The following is a 16,142-nucleotide window of genomic DNA, read 5'->3' on the forward strand; positions in this document are numbered from 1 at the left end:
TTGGCACCGGGTCGCAAGGCAAAGGCGCAGCGCGCGGGTCTCGACGAGATCGAGGCGCGGATCGGCCATGTCTTCGCCGACCGCGACCTGCTGGCGCGCGCGCTGACCCATCCGAGCGCGCTGAGCGGCGTCGAAAAGCGCGAAAAATCCTATCAGCGCCTCGAATTTCTCGGCGACCGGGTCCTCGGGCTCGCGGTGGCCGGCATGCTCTACGAGGCGATGCCGACCGAGGACGAAGGCTCGCTGTCGCGCCGGCTGTCCGATCTCGTGCGCGCCGAGACCTGCGCGGAGGTGGCGGTCGCGCTCGACCTCGGCGCCGGCGTGCGCGTCGGGCCGACCGAGAGCCAGATGGCGGTCGGCAAGCGGGCCGGCGTGCTCGCCGACCTCTGCGAGGCCGTGATCGGCGCGATCCATCTCGATGCCGGCTGGGAAGCGGCGGAGGCCTTCGTCGCCCGCAACTGGCAGGATCGGCTCGCGGCCGGCGCGCCGGCCCAGCGCGACGCCAAGAGCGCCCTGCAGGAATGGGCGCAAGGGCGGGGGCTGCCGACGCCGGTCTACCGGCAGGTGGACCGCTCCGGCCCCGACCATGCGCCGGTCTTCACCATGGCCGTGATCATTCCCGGCCTTGTCGACGGCCGGGGGCAGGGCAGCGCCAAGCGTCCGGCGGAGATCGCGGCGGCGACCGCCGTGCTCGTCCGCGAGGGGGTCTGGTCGGAACCGGGCGGAGGCCAGCCATGAGCGAAGAGCGGACCGACGATCAGGAGACCCGCTGCGGCTTCGTCGCCATTATCGGCGCGCCGAACGCCGGCAAGTCGACCCTCGTCAACGCCCTCGTCGGCGCCAAGGTGACCATCGTCTCGCACAAGGTGCAGACCACGCGCGCGCTCGTGCGCGGCATCGTCATGGAAGGCGCCTCCCAGATCATCCTGGTCGATACGCCGGGCCTGTTCTCACCGAAGCGGCGGCTCGACCGCGCCATGGTCTCCGCCGCCTGGAACGGGGCCGCCGATGCCGATCGGGTCATCGTGCTGATCGACGCCAAGAAGGGCATCGACGAGCCGGTCGACGCGATCCTCGACAAGCTCGCCGACGTGCGCCAGCCCAAGGACCTCGTGCTCAACAAGGTCGACCTCGTGGAGCGGCCGAAGCTCCTCGACCTCGCGCAGGCGGTGAACGACCGCGCCGCCTTTGGCAAGACCTTCATGGTGTCCTCGACCACCGGTTCCGGCGTCGCGGACCTCAAGCGCCATCTGGCGGCGACCGCGCCCGCGGGGCCATGGCACTATCCCGAAGACGAGATTTCCGACCTGCCGGCCCGCATGCTCGCCGCCGAGATCACCCGCGAGAAGCTCTACAACCGGCTCCACGACGAGTTGCCCTACGATTCGACCGTGGAGACCGAGAGTTACGAGGAGCGGAAAGACGGCTCCATCCGCATCGAGCAGACCATCTATGTCGTGCGCGAGGGGCAGCGGAAAATCATGCTGGGCAAGGGTGGCGAGACGATCAAGCTGATCTCCCAATCGGCCCGCGAGGAACTCTCGAAGCTGTTCGAGACCAAGGTGCACCTGTTCCTGTTCATCAAGGTGCGCGAGAACTGGGGCGACGACCCCGAGCGCTACGAGCGCATGGGGCTGGAGTATCCCAAAGGCAGGTGACCGATGCTGTCCGTCCGCGCGAAGAAGACCACGACCCTCTACCGCTACCTCACCGGCCCCGACGATTCCGCCTTCTGCCACAAGGTCAGCGCCGCGATTAACAAGGGCTGGCAACTCTACGGCCATCCGACGCTCACCTTCGACGCCGCGCAGGGCCGAACGATCTGCGGGCAGGCGATCGTCAAGGAGGTCGAGGACGTGGACTATTCGCCGGACCTGAAGCTCTCGGACTACTAGGCCGACAGGCGCGTCTTTGGCGCCGCCGATATGCTAGCCTGCCGCCGGACCTATACCCTTGGGGGGCATTGCGATGGCGGCCTACGTGATCTTCGACGTCGATATCCGTGATCCCGCGCGTTACCAGGAGTTCATGGCGGGTGTGAAGCCTGCCCTCGAAGCGGCCGGGGCGAAATATCTGGCGCGCGGCGGACCTCACAAGGTTTATGAGGGCGACTGGGAGCCTCGCCGGATCGTTCTGCTGGAATTCCCGTCGGTCGCCGCGTGGGAGTCATTCTACGGCGGCGCGACCTACCAGGGGCTGAAAAGCGTGAGGGACGCCTGTAGCTCCGCGCGGCTGGTCAGCGTCGAGGGCCTCGCCTAGCGGCTCCGGGAACAACGGGCGCGGCGGGCAGCGCGGTCGAGGGCAATCCATGCAATGGACCGATGACGGGATCGTGCTCGGTACCCGCTCCCACGGGGAATCGAGTGTGATCCTGGAACTCTATACCCGTGCGCACGGCCGCCATCTCGGGCTCGTGCGGGGCGGGCGTTCCAGGCGGCAGCAGCCGGTGCTCCAGCCGGGCAATACGGTCCATGCCAGCTGGTTCGCACGCCTCGACGAGCATCTCGGCAATTACACGATCGAGCCGGCCATCTCGCGCGCCGCACGGCTGATGGAGGGCAGGGCGGGCGTTGCCGGCATCACCCACCTTGCCGCGCTTGCCCGCCTGATGCCGGAGCGCGAGGTTCACGGCGGCCTGTTCGAGGCGCTGGAACTGATCGCCGATGCCTTGCCGGAGATCGCGGTCGCGGCCCCTCTGATGGTGCGGTTCGAGCTTGAAGTGTTGCAGGAGCTCGGATTCGGGCTGGACCTGAGCGAATGCGCGGCCAGCGGCGCGACTGACGGCCTTGTCTATGTCTCGCCGAAATCCTCACGCGCGGTCAGCCGGGAGGCCGGCGAGCCGTGGAAGGACAAGCTGCTGGCCTTGCCGGGCTTCCTGACCGGATCGGGCGTGGCGGAGAGTGCCGATATCGTCGCCGGCTTCCGGCTGACCGGCTATTTTCTGTCCCGCCACGTGTTCGAGCCGCGCGGGCTCGCCATGCCGGATGCGCGCGAGACGTTCGTGAGGCTGGTGGGGTGAGCGTTCCGCTTGCCTTCGGCAGGAGGCTCGCTTAAGCCGCAAGGCCCGATGGTGTTGCATTTTCTGCAACCTGTCCAAGCCTCAGAGACCGCCATGCACGACATCCGCTGGATCAGGGACAATGCAGCCGCTTTCGACGCCGCGCTTCTCTCGCGCGGGCGCGAGCCGCTGTCCTCGTCCCTGATCGCGCTTGACGATGCCCGCAAGGCGGCGGTCTCGACGCTTCAGGCGGCCCAAGAGCGCCGCAACGCCGCCTCCAAGGAGATCGGCCAGGCGATGGCGGCCAAGGATGCCGCGCGCGCCGACGCGCTGAAGGCCGAGGTCGCGGCGCTGAAGGACAGCATGGCCGAGGCCGAGACCGCCGAGAAGAAGGCCAATGCCGACCTGACCGCGGTGCTTGAGGTGATCCCGAACCTGCCGCTGGCCGAGGTGCCGGTCGGGCCGGACGAGAGCGCCAATGTCGAGCGCCACCGTTTCGGCGCGCCGAAGCAGATGAACTTCGCCAAGGAGCATTTCGAGCTCGGCGAGGCCATGGGCGGCATGGATTTCGAAACCGCCGCCAAACTGTCGGGTGCGCGCTTCGTCATCCTGAAGAAGCACCTCGCCCGCATGGAGCGCGCGCTCGGCCAGTTCATGCTCGACCTGCACGTCGATACCCACGGCTATACGGAAGTGAACCCGCCGGTGCTGGTCCGCGACCACGTCGTCTATGGCACCGGGCAGTTGCCGAAGGCCGCCGAGGACATGTTCCAGACCCGCGAGGGCTTCTGGCTGACGCCGACCGCCGAAGTGACGCTGACCAATCTGGTGCGCGAATCCATCGTCGCCGAGGACGTGCTGCCGATGCGGCTCACCGCCTGCACGCCGTGCTTCCGCTCGGAGGCGGGGGCCGCCGGCCGCGACACGCGCGGCATGCTGCGCCAGCACCAGTTCACCAAGGTCGAACTCGTGTCCATCACCGCGCCCGAGCAGTCGGCGGACGAGCACGAGCGCATGCTGGCCTGCGCCGAGGAGGTGCTGAAGCGCCTCGATCTCGCCTACCGCGTCATGACGCTGTCGACCGGTGACATGGGCTTCGCCGCGCGCAAGACCTATGACATCGAGGTCTGGCTGCCGGGGCAGAAGGCGTTCCGCGAGATTTCGTCCTGCTCGGTCTGCGGCGACTTCCAGGCGCGGCGCATGAACGCGCGCTACCGGCCGAAGGCGACCGACAACAAGCAGCCGGCGCCGCAATTCGTCCATACGCTCAACGGCTCCGGCACGGCGGTCGGCCGCGCGCTCATCGCCGTGATGGAGACCTATCAGCAGGAAGACGGCACGATTGCCGTGCCTGCCGCGCTGCAGCCCTATATGGGCGGCCTGACCACGATCGGACGTGCCTGATGCGGATCCTTGTCACCAATGACGACGGCATTCACGCCCCCGGCCTCGTCGCCGCCGAGCGCATCGCGCGCGCTCTTTCCGACGATGTCTGGGTGGTCGCGCCCGAGACCGACCAGTCCGGCGTTTCGCATTCGCTGTCGCTGAACGATCCCTTGCGCCTGCGCGAGGTTTCCGAGCAGCGCTTCGCCGTGAAGGGCACGCCGACCGACTGCGTGATCATGGCGGTGAAGCACATTCTGGCGGGCGAGGGCCCCGATCTGGTCATATCCGGCGTCAATCGCGGCCAGAACGTCGCCGAGGATGTCGGCTATTCCGGCACCATCGCGGGCGCGATGGAAGGCACGATCCTCGGCATCCCCTCGGTGGCGCTGTCGCAGGCCTACGGGCCGGAGAACCGCCACGCGGTTCCCTACCAGACCGCCGAGGCCCATGCGCCCGGCATCATCCGCACCGTGCTGGAGGAAGGCTTCCGGCCGGGTTCGCTAGTCAACATCAATTTCCCCAACCGCGCGCCGGATCAGGTGCGCGGCATCCAGGTGACGGCACAGGGCCGGCGTGATCAGGAGATCCTGACCATCGATCCGCGCCATGACGGCCGCGGCAATCCCTATTACTGGATCGCCTTCGTGCGGAACCGTCACCGGATCGAGAACGGCACCGATCTCTGGGCGCTGTCCGAAGGCTATGTCTCGGTGACGCCGCTCGAGATCAACATGACCGACGAGCCGATGATGACGCGCCTTGCGGCGGTCTTCGCCGGCGACCGCGCTCCCGGCTCCTGATCCGCCCATGAACGCTGCGCCCGGCCCCGAGCATTTCGTCGCCGCGGCCGAGTTCGTGCTGATGCTGCGGCAGTCGGGCCTCAGCGACCGGCGGGTGCTGCGCGCCATGGAACAGGTGCCGCGCGTGCCGTTCCTCGATCCGCGCTTCTTTCATCTCGCCGACGAGGATATCGCGCTGCCCATCGCGCTCGGCCAGACGATCCTGAAGCCGACTCTCGCCGCCGCCATGCTGGAATCGCTGGCGGTGGAGCCCGCGCACCGCGTGCTGCAGGTGGGAACGGGGTCGGGCTATACGGCCGCCGTGCTCGGCCGGCTGGCAGCCGCGGTGGTGACCATCGAGCGCTGGCGCAAGCTTGCCGACGAGGCGCATGTCCGGCTGCGCGGGCTCGGCTATGACATGGTCGAGACGCAGTTCGGCGATGGCCTCGGCGGTTATCCGCCGCGCGCGCCCTACGACCGCATCCTGATGACCTGCGCGGTGGAGGACGTGCCGCAGGCGCTGGTCGCCCAGCTTGCGCCGGGCGGCGTTCTGGTCGCGCCCCTGACCAGCGGCGAGATCGTCAGGCTGATCCGTGGAACTGGTGGAACGACACGCGCCGCCGCGGGGCAGGGGCAGGTCGATCCAGCGGTTCCCGGCGTCGCGCGGCGGCTCTGACGGGGACGACCGGTCGCGGAATCCGCTGAAGAATTTTGGCGACGACAACCGAACCTTAACCTGAACAGGTCATAAATCACGAGGTCACAAGTTGCGTACCGCGTGAGAGTAACCATGCGTCCTCGTGCGTTTTCCGGCCTGTCCCGGGCCGCCCTCATCGTTGCCGCTTCGGCCCTTGGCGCTGCCTGCAGCTCCGACGTGGCCAGGTTTGACGAGAACCCCTTCCGTTCGCAGCAGGTGGCGAGCGCGCCACAGCACCGCGAGGTGGCTTCCGCGCCGGTTCATCGGGTCGAGAGCGCGCCGCTGTCATCGCCGGTTGCTTCGGCGCCGCTCGCAGCGCCGTCCTCCGGCGGCTCGTCGCCGTTCGGGCAGGGCGCCGATCCCGGCATGACCACCGGCACCGTGACGCAGCGCCAGCCCTCCTTCGGTTCGTCCAGCCCCAATACGCCGGCCGTGCGCCAGATGGCCATGTCGCAGACCGTCAGCGGTGGCGCTGGCCCGGTCGCCAGCGGTCGTGGCTCCTGGTCGGCGGCCGGTGGCACGCAGATCCGCGCGGCGCAGGGCGATACCGCCGAAGGCCTGTCGCGCCGCTACGGCGTGCCCACGGCCGCGATCGTGCAGGCCAATGGCGGCAACCAGTCGTTCGCCGCCGGCCAGCCCGTGGTCATTCCGACCTATTCACTGACGGCCCCCGCCCAGCAGTCGGCGCCCGTGGCGCAGCCGCAGGTCGCATCGGCCCCGCCGTCGCGCGGCTCGTCCGATCTCGTTCGACAGCCGGCGGCGCCCGCCGCCGCCACCCGTGCCGGCTGGCAGGCCGGCGCGCAGCCCGTCGCCACGACCCAGCCGGCGCGTCCGGCCCAGCAGGCCGCGCGCCCCGCGTCGCACCAGGTCGCGTCCGGCGAGACCATGATCGGCATTGCGCGCCGCTACGGCCTGACCCGCGACCAGCTCGCCCGCGCCAACAACCTGCAGCCGACCCAGTCGCTGCGGATCGGCCAGACGCTGCGTTTGCCGGGCGCCGCTGCCGCCGCGACCGCCCAGACCCGTCCGCTGTCGGTCGAGCCCTCCGCGCCCGCCGCCACGGCCTCGGCCGCGCCGGCCCAGCGCCGCGAGCAGGCCCAGCGCGCCGTGGCGCAGGCTCAGGCGACCCCCGCCGGCCGGCGCGCCGACCCGGCTCCGACCGCCGCCATTCCGCCGGCACAACCGGCTCTCGCCGCCGCGCGGAGCGAGGCCGCTCCGGCTGCCGCGCCTGCTCCGGCACAGGCCGAGGCTCCGGCTGCCGCGCCGGCCGCTGCCGCTTCGTCGGCCGAGCCGCAGTTCCGCTGGCCGGCCCGCGGCCGGGTGATCACCGGGTTCCGCGCCGGCACCAATGACGGCATCAAGCTGTCGGTGCCGCAGGGCACTCCGGTCAAGGCGGCAGAGGACGGCGTGGTCGCCTATGCCGGCAACGAACTGCGCGGCTACGGCAACCTCGTTCTGGTGCGCCATTCCAACGGCTACGTCACGGCCTACGCTCACAACAGCGCGATCAACGTGCGGCGCGGCGAACAGGTGCGGCGCGGCCAGACCATCGCGGCCGCCGGCCAGACCGGCAACGTGTCGTCGCCGCAGATCCATTTCGAGATCCGCCGCGGCGCCACCCCGGTCGATCCCATGACCCTGCTGGGCGGCAACTGACCCTGCCGGGAAGCAACTGAGGAATTGCCGGCCGGGCAGGCCGGACACGAGTAGTCGATCGGCCCTCTCCTGCGACCTCCAAGGGGCCGGTCATTTCCGGGGCGGCACGGCGGTGCCGCCCCATTTCTTTTTGTGATTCCGAGGGCGCTCGGGAGGGCCCGGCGCTCGAGGCGGCCCGTCAGAGTCTGACGCCGAGCCGGCCAGCAAGATCCTGCACGAACTGCCAGGCGACGCGGCCGGAGCGCGAGCCGCGCGTCGTCGCCCATTCCAGCGCCTCGGCGCGGACGGTGTCCTCGTCGGCCTTGAGGCCGAAATGGTTGGCATAGCCGAAGACCATGGCGAGATATTCGTCCTGGCTGCATTTGTGGAAGCCGAGCCAGAGGCCGAAACGGTCGGACAGCGACACCTTCTCCTCCACCGCCTCGCCGGGATTGATCGAGGTCGAGCGCTCGTTCTCCATCATGTCGCGCGGCAGGAGGTGCCGGCGGTTGGAGGTCGCGTAGAAGATGACATTGTCCGGGCGGCCCTCGATGCCGCCCTCCAGCACCGCCTTCAGCGACTTGTAGGACGTGTCGTTGTTGTCGAAGGACAGGTCGTCGCAGAAGACGATGAAGCGGTAGTCGGAACCGCGCGCCAGCGCCATCAGCTGCGGCAGCGATTCGATGTCCTCGCGATGAATCTCGACGAGCTTCAGCAGCGCCCGGCCGCCGCCCGCGACCAGCGCCGCGTTGACGGTCGCGTGGGCGGCCTTGACCAGCGAGGACTTGCCCATGCCGCGCGCGCCCCAGAGCAGGGCGTTGTTGGCGGGCAGGCCGTCGGCGAAGCGGCGGGTGTTCTCGATCAGCGTGTCGCGGGCCCGGTCGATGCCGTGCAGCAGGATCATCTCGACGCGATTGACCTTCGGCACGGGGTCGAGCCGTGGCCCGACCGGGTTCCAGACATAGGCGTCGGCGGCGGCGAAATCAGGCACTGCCGGGGCGGGAGGCGCCAGCCGGTCGAGGGCCGAGGCGATGCGGGCGAGCGTGCCGGCGATGGATTCGGCGGCGCGGGCGATATCTTCGGACACGGTCGGCACTCTCCGGCGGTTGTGCACGACCCCATGCACCAGCGCGCCGCATGAGGCAATGAGGCCACTGGAAAGATCGCCGCGCGCGGATTACATGGCTGTTTCGCCGGTTACGGCGCGCCATCGGGGCGTCGATTGCATTCGACGCCTTGCTGGCTATAGTCCGCGCCAAATTCGGTCCCGGGGCATGCAGGCGCCGGGACTTTCCACGTCGAAGCCCTCCCGAAGAGGACCGTTCATGTTCATCACCCCGGCCTTTGCGCAGACCGGCGCGGGCGGCACCAACGACATCCTGATGTCGCTGCTGCCGTTCATCCTGATCTTCGTCATCATGTATTTCCTCATTCTGCGGCCGCAGCAGAAGAAGGTGAAGGATCATCAGACGATGATCGGCGCGCTGCGCCGCGGCGACCAGGTGACCCTGTCGGGCGGCGTCATCGGCCGCATCACCAAGGTCGTCGACGACACGACCATCGAGCTCGAAATCGCCGATAACGTGCGCATCCGCGCGGCGAAGCAGTTCGTCTCCGAGCTTCGCTCCAAGAGCGAACCGGCCGACGAGAAGTGAATGCCGGCCCCGCGGCCCGGCATGCCGGGCCGCCTGCGAGGATTTGAGCGATGCTGAGCTTCACGCGCTGGAAGGCGACCTTGATCCTGATGACGGCTTTCGTCGTCATCATGCTGGCCGCGCCCAACGTCCTGCCCCAGTCCTGGGTGGACCGGCTTCCGCGCGCGATGCGCACCCACATGACGCTCGGCCTCGACCTTCAGGGCGGCGTCCACCTGCTGTTGCAGGTCGACGCCAACGATGTCCGCCGCGTCCAGCTGGAGAATCTGCGCGACGACGTGCGCCGCGTGCTGCGCGACTCGCGCATTCAGGTCCAGGGCATCGGCTTCCAGGGTAATGCGGTGGTCGCCCGTCTGCGCGAAGGCCAGAACGCCGATCTCGCACTGACCGAACTGCGCAAGATTCCGCAGATGATCGGCGGCGCGTTCTCGACATCGGGCCAGTACGACGCCGAAGTCTCGCGCTCGGGCGACACGTTCACCGTGACAGCGACGGAAGCGGGCATTCGCGACAAGATCTCGCGGGCGGTGACCCAGTCGATCGAGGTCATCCGCCGCCGTATCGACGCCACCGGCACGACCGAGCCGATCATCCAGCGTCAGGGCCTCGACCGCATCCTGCTGCAGGTACCGGGCGCGAAAAACCCGGAAGAGATCAAGAAGTTCATCGGCGACGTCGCGAAGCTCGAATTCCGCCTCGTCGACCAGTCCATGCGGGTGGAGGAGGCGATCGCCTCGCGGCCGCCGGCCGACAGCGTCATCCTCTACGAAGAGGTGAAGGAGGGGAACCGCGTCGTCCAGCAGGTGCCCTACCTGATCCAGCGCCGCGCCATCGTCACCGGCGAGGACCTGATCGACGCCCAGGCCGCGTTCAACGCGCAGCAGGCCGAATGGGTCATCAACTTCCGGTTCAACGCCTCTGGCGGCCGCAAGTTCGCGCAGGCAACGACCGAGAACGTCAACCGGCCCTTCGCCATCATCCTCGACAACAAGGTGATCTCGGCCCCCGTGATCCGCGAACCGATCCTCGGCGGCTCCGGGCAGATTTCCGGCCGGTTCACCGCCGAGAGTTCCGCGACGCTCGCTCTCCTGCTGCGGGCGGGCGCGCTGCCGGCGCCGCTGACCTTCGTCGAGGAGCGCACCGTCGGCGCCTCGCTCGGTCAGGATTCGATCACAGCCGGCACGAACGCGGCGCTTATCGGCTCCGCCTTCGTCGTCGTCTTCATGTTCGCGACCTACGGATTGTTCGGCCTGTTCGCCAACATCGCCGTGCTGGTCAACGTGCTGATGATGTTCGGCCTCCTGAGCCTCATCGGCGCGACGCTGACGCTGCCGGGCATTGCAGGCGTGGTGCTGACCGTCGGCATGGCGGTCGATTCCAACGTGCTGATCTTCGAGCGCATACGCGAGGAGGCTCACAGCGGGCGCAGCGTGATGGCCTCCATCGACGGCGGCTTCACCAAGGCGATGGGCACCATCATGGACGCCAACATCACCCAGCTCATCACCTCGGTCATCCTGTTCTATCTGGGAACCGGGCCGGTGAAGGGCTTCGCGCTGACGCTGGGCCTCGGCATCGTCACCACGATGTTTACCGCCATCACCTTCACGCGCTACCTCGTGGTGCTTTGGCTGCGCTGGTTCAAGCCGGTGCGGATTCCGCTCTGATCGCGACAGGAGTTTCGACCGTGCGCCTGCTGCGGATCATTCCGGACAATACCAAGATCGACTTCATGAGGCTGAGGCCCTACGCCTTCATGCTCTCCATGGCGTTGCAGATCGTCACCCTTGTCGGCTTCCTGACCTTCGGCCTCGATGTCGGCATCGACTTCAAGGGCGGCACGCTGGTCGAGCTGCAGACGAAGGAGGGGGCGGCCAATATCGGCGAGCTGCGCACCCGGCTGACGCGCGCCAATGTCGGCGAGGTCCAGCTTCAGGAGTTCGGAGGACCGAACCTGGTTCTCGTCCGCTACGGCGAGCAGCCCGGCGGCGAGGAGGGCCAGCAGGCGGCGCTCCGGCGCGTGCGCGGGCTGGTCGATGCCGATTACGAGGTGCGCCGCACCGAGGTCGTCGGCCCGACCGTGTCGTCCGAACTCGTCCAGATGTCCGTGGTCGGCGTGATCCTGTCGATCTTCGCGGTGCTGATCTATCTGTGGTTGCGGTTCGAGTGGCAATTCGCCGTCGGCGCCATGATCGCCACGCTCCATGACGTGACGGCCATGCTGACCTTCTACGTGGTGACGCGAGCCGATTTCGATATCTCCTCCATCGCCGCGCTGCTGACCGTCATCGGCTATTCGCTGAACGACACGGTCGTCATCTACGACCGCATTCGGGAAATGATGCGCAAGCACAAGCGGATGGAGGCGACGGAGCTCCTGAACCTCGCCATCAACTCGACGCTGGCGCGCACGACCATCACCGCGATGACGACGTTCCTGGCGCTGCTAGCGCTGTTCTTCTTCGGCGGCGAGGTCATCCGCGGCTTCACCTCGTCCATGCTGATCGGCGTCATCGTAGGCACCTATTCGTCGAGCTTCATCGCCGCGCCGATCCTGATCTATCTCGGTCTCAAGGCCGGCGGCTTCGGGGCCACCTCGTCCGAGAGCACCGAGGCGCAGGCGGCCGAGGCCAAGGCCAAGGCCTGACGGTGCCGCGCGGCGAGCCCGTCCGGCAGCTTCACGACGGCTTCGTTCCCGGCCGGTTCGCCATCGACGCCTATGGCCGGGGCGGGTTTCGCTTCGCCGATATGAGCCATCGCGGCGCGATCCTCGCGCTGCCTTCCGGGGTTCACCGCTGGCCGGTGGAGGCGGGTGCTGGCCTGACCGCCGCGGACTTCGCGCTGGTTCTCGCCGAAAAGACCGCCATCGACACGCTGCTGGTGGGCACCGGCGAGGCGCCGCGCATGCTCACCGAGGATATCCGCTGGCTGCTGCGCGATGCCGGCATCGGCTTCGACGTGATGGCGACGGGCGCCGCCGCGCGCACCTACAACATCATGCTGGGCGAGAACCGCCGCGTCGCCGCAGCCCTACTGCCGGTCGACTGATCCCATGCCCCCGGAACGCGCCGAGGCCCTGGCCGCCGCCTTCGCGCATTGCGAGACCGCGGTGCGCGAGGCCGACAAGGATCGCTGGCTCGCGACCCTGTTCGCGCCCGAAGGCGCGCGGCCGGACCTTCATGCGCTCTACGCCTTCAACATCGAGATCGCCTCGGTGCGCGAGCGCGTGTCCGAACCGCTGCCCGGCGAGGTGCGCCTGCAATGGTGGCGGGACGTGCTGACCGGCGAGGGCAGGGGCGATGTCGCCAGCCATCCGGTAGCGGCCGCGATCCTCGACGTGATCGGCCGGCGCAACCTCGCGATCAGGCCGCTCGTCGACCTGATCGACGCGCGGGTCTTCGATCTTTACGACGATCCGATGCCGACGGTGAACGACCTGGAGGGCTATTGCGGCGAGACCTCGTCGGCGCTGATGCAGATCGCCGCGCTGATCCTCGCCGGAGGCGAGGACCCCGGCACCGCCGATCTCGCCGGCCATGCCGGCGCCGCCTATGCGATGACGGGATTGTTGCGGGCCTTCCCGCTGCATGCCGCGCGCGGGCAGGTGTTCATTCCCGGGGATATTCTGGCGGCGAGCGACGTTTCGCGCGACGACATCGTCGCCGGTCGGGCCGGGCCGGGCCTGTCGCGCGCGCTGGAGGCGATGCGCCGACTGGCCGGAGAGCATATGGCGAAGGCGGAAGCGCTGATCGCCGCCGCCGACCCGCGCACGGTGGCGGCCTTCCTGCCGATGGCCGCGGCGCGGCTCTATCTCGGCAGGATGGACAGGCTGATCGCCGCGCCGTTCCGCGCGAGCGTCGAGATCGCGCAGTGGCGCCGGCAATGGGCGCTATGGCGCATGGCCCGCCGTTTCGGACGGGCCGCTGCGCCGAAGCTCTAGCTCAGTTGGTTTCGGCCGCCTTGCGGGCGATGAACTCGATCTCGCCGCGCTGGAATCCGAGGTCGGACAGCGAGCGGTCGTCGAGCTGGGCCAGTTCCGCGCGCGTCTTCGAATAGACGACGTAGGCCTTGATGCGGTCGATGATGGCGTTGAGAAAATAGATCATTTCGGTCGATCCCTTGGAGGATTCGAGCGTTCGTCCCTGACTGTCTTATGCCCCAGACATAATCCTCATTTCGCAGTTGCGAAGAGACAAATTGTGCACTGCACCCATGCGGTGCGGGCATGCCGTCGTTAACGCCCCGGTTCAGGCAAAGCCGCGCAGCGCGAGCCAGGTGGCAGCGCCGGCCCCGATGGCCGCCAGGCTGCCGAGGCCGAACAGCCAGCCGAAGCGGCGCGCGCCGAGCGCGATGCCATAGGCGGCCTTGGCGAGCGTGTTGCTGAGAGCCGCGACGAGCATGGCGATGGCGGCGGTTTCCAGCGACACGCCCTTGCCGGCGAGGCCGGCCGCCGTGATGACCGGTGCATCGACATCCCCGAGCCCGGTGACCGCGGCGACGCCGATGACGCCGGAATCGCCGAAGACCTGAGCCGCCGCGCGCGTGGCGAATGCGATGGCGGCGAGCAGCAGGGCGAGCTGAAGGACCTTGAACAGGTCGAACGGGTTGGTGGGCGCGGAGGTTTCGTGGGTTCCCGCGTCGTTGCGGGCGAACAGGAACGCCGCCCCGGCCATGACCAGAGCCGCGACCGCCAGAGGCGGCGCCACCTGCCAGACCAGCGCCGGGGCGAGAGCGATCACCAGCCCCCCGGTGCGCAGGTAGGACACGACGCCGGCGCCCAGCGCGCCGGCCGCGAGGCTGGCGGCGCTCGCGTCCGAAACCTCGGCGGACGACCTGCGGGCATTGGCCACGGTCACGGCGGTCGAGGACAGGAGGCCGCCGACCGCGCCCGCCACCAGTTCGCCATGCGCCTCGCCCATCAGTTTCACCGCGACATAGCCGGCGAAGGAGATCGCGGCGACGAGGATCGCCAGCGTCCAGATGCGCGCCGGCGCCACGCCGCCGAACGGTCCGATGGGATCGTCCGGCACCAGCGGCAGGATGACGAAGGTCATGGCGAGCAGGACGATGGCCGAGCGCAGTTCGGGATAGGTCACCGCTTCGATGAAGCGGTGCAGCGTCTCGCGCGCCGCCAGAACGCCGGCCAGCACGACGCCGGCCGCGCCGGCAAGCCTGAGGTCGCCGAGCACGGCGAGCGCGCCGAGGCCGTAAGTCAGCATGGCCGCGATGACCGTGGTCACCGAGAAGTTCCGGTCGGCCATCTGCTCGCGGTAGTGGAAGAGGGTGAAGGCAGCGGCGAAGGGCACGAACAGCCCGACGACGATCAGCCCATCCGCCCTGCCGCCGGCGCGCAGCGCCAGTTCCAGCGCGCCCGCCGCGCCGCCGAACATGCCGATCATCGTGAAGGTGCGCAGGCCGGCCGTGCGCTGGCCGTCTTCCTCGTCGCGGTTGCGCCAGTGACGCTCGGCGCCGACGAGGGCGCCGATGGCGAGGGCGACGCCGAAGCGCTGGAAGAGTTCGAGTTCGGTCATGCGCGGGGCCGGGTCATGCGGCGTCGGGAATGGAACGTCAGCCGAACCGGAACGTTCACCGGTGCCATTGTCGCAGTATCGGCCGCCCGCGTCACCGGGCCGTCAGATGAAGGAGGCTTTCGCAGCGGCGGCTACTCCGCCGCCTCGCTCTTCACCTTCATCGGGCGGCGCGCCAGCACCTCGGCAAGGAAGCGGCCGGTATGGCTACGCTTCTCCTTCGCGATGACCTCGGGCGGGCCTTCGGCCACGACCTCGCCGCCGCCGTCGCCGCCCTCCGGGCCCATGTCGATGACCCAGTCGGCGGTCTTGATGACCTCGAGATTGTGCTCGATCACCACCACCGAATTGCCCTGCTCGACCAGTTCGTGGAGCACTTCGAGGAGCTTGGCGACATCGTGGAAGTGGAGGCCCGTGGTCGGCTCGTCGAGGATGTAGAGCGTGCGCCCGGTGGAGCGGCGCGACAGTTCCTTCGACAGTTTGACACGCTGCGCCTCGCCGCCCGAGAGCGTCGTCGCCTGCTGCCCGACATGGATATAGCCGAGGCCGACCTCGGCCAGCGTCTTCAGGATGTCGCGCACGCGCGGCACCGCCTTGAAGAACTCGACGCCCTCATCGACGGTCATGTCCAGCACGTCGGCGATCGACTTGCCCTTGAAGATCACCTCCAGCGTCTCGCGGTTGTAGCGCTTGCCCTTGCAGACGTCGCAGGTGACGTAAACGTCGGGCAGGAAGTGCATCTCGATCTTGATGACGCCGTCGCCCTGGCAGGCCTCGCAGCGCCCGCCCTTGACGTTGAACGAGAAGCGGCCGGGCTCGTAGCCGCGCGCCTTGGCCTCGGGCAGCCCCGCGAACCATTCGCGGATCGGCGTGAAGGCGCCGGTATAGGTCGCCGGGTTCGAGCGCGGCGTGCGGCCGATCGGCGACTGGTCGATGTCGATGACCTTGTCGAGATGGTCGATCCCGTCGATGCCCGCATGCTCGGCCGGGATCTCGCGCGCCCCCATCAGCCGGCGGGCAAGCGCCTTGTAGAGTGTTTCGACCACTAGCGTGGATTTTCCGCCGCCCGACACGCCGGTCACGCACACGAAGGTGCCGAGCGGGAATTCGACGTCGACGGCCTTCAGGTTGTTGCCCTTCGCCCCCCGGATCTTCAGCTTCTGGCCCTTGAGGCCGGGCCGGCGCGTCTTGGGGATCGGCACCTGGCGGAAGCCCGACAGGTACTGGCCGGTGAGGCTCGCCGGGTTGCGCACGATGTCGTCGGGCGTGCCCTGCGCCACGATCTGGCCGCCATGGATGCCGGCACCCGGGCCCATGTCGACGACCCAGTCGGCCACGCGGATCGCGTCCTCGTCGTGCTCGACGACGATGACCGTGTTGCCGAGATCGCGCAGGCGCTTCAGTGTTTCGAGCAGCCGGTCGTTGTCGCGCTGGTGCAGGCCGATGGACGGCTCGTCCAGCACG

18 protein-coding genes are annotated in these 16,142 nt (G+C 68.7%); 14 read left to right on the plus strand and 4 right to left on the minus strand.

Annotated elements, in window-relative coordinates:
• The 9 genes from rnc to JNK84_RS18390 all read left to right on the plus strand — a co-directional run bounded on the left by rnc (nucleotide 1) and on the right by JNK84_RS18390 (nucleotide 7,516).
• Nucleotides 1–738, plus strand: a complete 738-nt coding sequence (gene rnc / locus JNK84_RS18350) for a ribonuclease III (protein ID WP_293426386.1) — start codon at nucleotides 1–3, stop codon at nucleotides 736–738.
• On the plus strand, nucleotides 735–1,658 hold the full coding sequence (gene era / locus JNK84_RS18355; protein ID WP_293426388.1) for a GTPase Era: 924 nt from the start codon (nucleotides 735–737) through the stop codon (nucleotides 1,656–1,658). The genes rnc and era overlap by 4 nt, the downstream gene beginning before the upstream one ends.
• A 3-nt stretch (nucleotides 1,659–1,661) precedes the next feature.
• On the plus strand, nucleotides 1,662–1,895 hold the full coding sequence (locus JNK84_RS18360) for a DUF1737 domain-containing protein (RefSeq protein WP_293426390.1): 234 nt from the start codon (nucleotides 1,662–1,664) through the stop codon (nucleotides 1,893–1,895).
• A gap of 73 nt (nucleotides 1,896–1,968) precedes the next feature.
• Nucleotides 1,969–2,259, plus strand: coding sequence for a DUF1330 domain-containing protein (locus JNK84_RS18365; RefSeq protein ID WP_293426392.1), 291 nt, complete (start codon nucleotides 1,969–1,971; stop codon nucleotides 2,257–2,259).
• 49 nt (nucleotides 2,260–2,308) lie between these two features.
• Nucleotides 2,309–3,019, plus strand: coding sequence for a DNA repair protein RecO (gene recO / locus JNK84_RS18370; protein WP_293426394.1), 711 nt, complete (start codon nucleotides 2,309–2,311; stop codon nucleotides 3,017–3,019).
• A gap of 93 nt (nucleotides 3,020–3,112) precedes the next feature.
• Nucleotides 3,113–4,402 (plus strand): serine--tRNA ligase, encoded by a 1,290-nt coding sequence (serS, locus tag JNK84_RS18375; protein WP_293426396.1) that lies wholly within the window; start codon nucleotides 3,113–3,115, stop codon nucleotides 4,400–4,402.
• Nucleotides 4,402–5,184, plus strand: a complete 783-nt coding sequence (surE, locus tag JNK84_RS18380) for a 5'/3'-nucleotidase SurE (protein WP_293426398.1) — start codon at nucleotides 4,402–4,404, stop codon at nucleotides 5,182–5,184. The genes serS and surE overlap by 1 nt, the downstream gene beginning before the upstream one ends.
• Nucleotides 5,185–5,191: 7 nt before the next feature.
• Nucleotides 5,192–5,839: a protein-L-isoaspartate(D-aspartate) O-methyltransferase gene (locus tag JNK84_RS18385; protein ID WP_293426400.1), complete on the plus strand. Its 648-nt coding sequence runs from the start codon at nucleotides 5,192–5,194 to the stop codon at nucleotides 5,837–5,839.
• A 198-nt stretch (nucleotides 5,840–6,037) separates the two neighbouring features.
• A complete protein-coding gene (locus tag JNK84_RS18390; RefSeq protein ID WP_293426402.1) occupies nucleotides 6,038–7,516 on the plus strand; it encodes a peptidoglycan DD-metalloendopeptidase family protein in 1,479 nt (492 codons plus the stop codon).
• A gap of 178 nt (nucleotides 7,517–7,694) precedes the next feature.
• Here the strand turns inward: JNK84_RS18390 and JNK84_RS18395 are convergent, their stop codons facing one another.
• The gene (locus JNK84_RS18395) at nucleotides 7,695–8,582 is read right to left on the minus strand and encodes an ATP-binding protein (RefSeq protein ID WP_293426404.1); all 888 of its coding nucleotides are present in this window, start codon (nucleotides 8,580–8,582) and stop codon (nucleotides 7,695–7,697) included.
• Nucleotides 8,583–8,820: 238 nt separating this feature from the next.
• Between JNK84_RS18395 and yajC the strand changes: the two genes are divergently transcribed.
• The 5 genes from yajC to JNK84_RS18420 are packed head-to-tail and all read left to right on the plus strand — an operon-like array spanning nucleotide 8,821 to nucleotide 13,090.
• Nucleotides 8,821–9,150: a preprotein translocase subunit YajC gene (gene yajC, locus JNK84_RS18400; RefSeq protein ID WP_293426406.1), complete on the plus strand. Its 330-nt coding sequence runs from the start codon at nucleotides 8,821–8,823 to the stop codon at nucleotides 9,148–9,150.
• 50 nt (nucleotides 9,151–9,200) lie between these two features.
• The gene (gene secD / locus JNK84_RS18405; protein ID WP_293426408.1) at nucleotides 9,201–10,817 is read left to right on the plus strand and encodes a protein translocase subunit SecD; all 1,617 of its coding nucleotides are present in this window, start codon (nucleotides 9,201–9,203) and stop codon (nucleotides 10,815–10,817) included.
• 20 nt (nucleotides 10,818–10,837) lie between these two features.
• Nucleotides 10,838–11,797, plus strand: coding sequence for a protein translocase subunit SecF (gene secF, locus JNK84_RS18410; RefSeq protein WP_293426410.1), 960 nt, complete (start codon nucleotides 10,838–10,840; stop codon nucleotides 11,795–11,797).
• A gap of 2 nt (nucleotides 11,798–11,799) precedes the next feature.
• The gene (locus JNK84_RS18415; protein WP_293426412.1) at nucleotides 11,800–12,198 is read left to right on the plus strand and encodes an Mth938-like domain-containing protein; all 399 of its coding nucleotides are present in this window, start codon (nucleotides 11,800–11,802) and stop codon (nucleotides 12,196–12,198) included.
• A gap of 4 nt (nucleotides 12,199–12,202) precedes the next feature.
• Complete coding sequence (locus JNK84_RS18420; RefSeq protein ID WP_293426414.1) at nucleotides 12,203–13,090, plus strand: phytoene/squalene synthase family protein; 888 nt, start codon at nucleotides 12,203–12,205, stop codon at nucleotides 13,088–13,090.
• Between the two features lies 1 nt (nucleotide 13,091).
• On the opposite strand, the gene JNK84_RS18425 is transcribed toward JNK84_RS18420, so the two are convergent.
• The 3 genes from JNK84_RS18425 to uvrA all read right to left on the minus strand — a co-directional run.
• Complete coding sequence (locus JNK84_RS18425; RefSeq protein ID WP_293426416.1) at nucleotides 13,092–13,256, minus strand: DUF1127 domain-containing protein; 165 nt, start codon at nucleotides 13,254–13,256, stop codon at nucleotides 13,092–13,094.
• A 141-nt stretch (nucleotides 13,257–13,397) separates the two neighbouring features.
• A complete protein-coding gene (locus JNK84_RS18430; protein ID WP_293426418.1) occupies nucleotides 13,398–14,681 on the minus strand; it encodes an MgtC/SapB family protein in 1,284 nt (427 codons plus the stop codon).
• Between the two features lie 131 nt (nucleotides 14,682–14,812).
• Nucleotides 14,813–16,142, minus strand: a 1,330-nt coding sequence (gene uvrA, locus JNK84_RS18435; RefSeq protein WP_293426420.1) for an excinuclease ABC subunit UvrA, incomplete at its 5' end; no start/stop codon positions are given.

The organism is Phreatobacter sp. (genome assembly GCF_016793595.1).
GTDB lineage: Bacteria > Pseudomonadota > Alphaproteobacteria > Rhizobiales > Phreatobacteraceae > Phreatobacter.